Source organism: Leptotrichia sp. oral taxon 879 str. F0557, assembly GCF_000469385.1.
In the GTDB taxonomy this organism is placed as follows: domain Bacteria; phylum Fusobacteriota; class Fusobacteriia; order Fusobacteriales; family Leptotrichiaceae; genus Leptotrichia; species Leptotrichia mesophila.
In genome coordinates this window covers 1-1083 of sequence record NZ_KI271319.1, presented here as the reverse complement: position 1 = coordinate 1083, position 1083 = coordinate 1, and the positions used below count along the sequence as shown (strand labels likewise).

Below are 1083 nucleotides of genomic sequence, written 5' to 3'. Positions count from 1 at the left end.
CAAATTCCCTCTGCATTTTCTCCTGCCGCTGCCTGACTCTCTCCTGTTCAAGCTGTCTCTGCTGAATATCAATGATTCTGTTAGCCTCATTGACCGGAGCTGAAAAGGCAAGATTTGCAAGCAAAAATGTACCAAAAATTATTATTTTCTTATATCCCAAAATTTACCTCCTTTTTAATAAAAGATTAAATTATACTAACATAAATTAAAAAAAAAGTCAAATTTGTATAAGAAAGTGTATTTAGAATTAAAATTAGAATTTTAAGATAGAAATATTATCAAAAAGGTTCTCAAAGGAGCATAAAGGGGTCAAATTCGTCATAAAAAAATTTTTTTGACTTTTCGCCTGTCTGAAATGAGAAAATCGTTTAAAACTAATTTATGGATAAATTAGAAGCAATGTTATTTTTTCTTAATTTTCGAAAGTTATAGATGATGTTTTTTCCATAAAAAAGCTTTTATGTAAATTTTTCATTTTTTAAAGGCACGCTTGTGTGTTTCCCTGTTAAATAGAGAACACTGCCTGCATAAAATAAATTTTATGAGAAAGAATAACTGTAGCATTTAACAAAACAGTTAAAAATTTTTATTGACTTTTTTATATTTTTTTGATATACTTTTTATCATGGTGATATGACTTTTATCATAGTGATATGATTTTTAATTATTACAAAATCATTTATATAGAAAGGAGAATGTAAAAATGGCAAAAAAGAGGGTAAAGACGGTTGATAATGTTGCTAGAAGAGGAATAGCTGAATGTAAGAAAGAAATAGCTGATTTGAATCAAAAACTTGAATCTCTTGAAGTATCAAGAAATACTCTAATAGTTCAAGATTTACAAGAAAAAAAACCTGGATTAAGTAAACCTATGTTTAGTTATAGTGAGATTGCTGAAAGACATGGTGTAAGTATTTCAAAAATTCAACGTTTAGCTGAAGAAAGCAATTTAAGTAGAAGAAAAAACATTGTTCTTCTTAGAAACAAAAAAAGTTTATAAAGATGTCTTTTAGACATCTTTATTTTTTTAACTTGTCAATACTTTTAATAAAATATTTTAAAAGATTTTTATATCTTTTAAAA

Annotated in this window: 1 protein-coding gene; it reads left to right on the top strand. The window is 26.1% G+C overall.

The window, feature by feature from the left end; genetic code table 11:
* Positions 1 to 703 precede the first annotated feature (703 nt).
* Positions 704 to 1000, top strand: a complete 297-nt coding sequence (locus tag HMPREF1552_RS05135; RefSeq protein WP_021744043.1) for a hypothetical protein — start codon at positions 704 to 706, stop codon at positions 998 to 1000.
* The last annotated feature ends 83 nt before the right edge of the window (positions 1001 to 1083 follow it).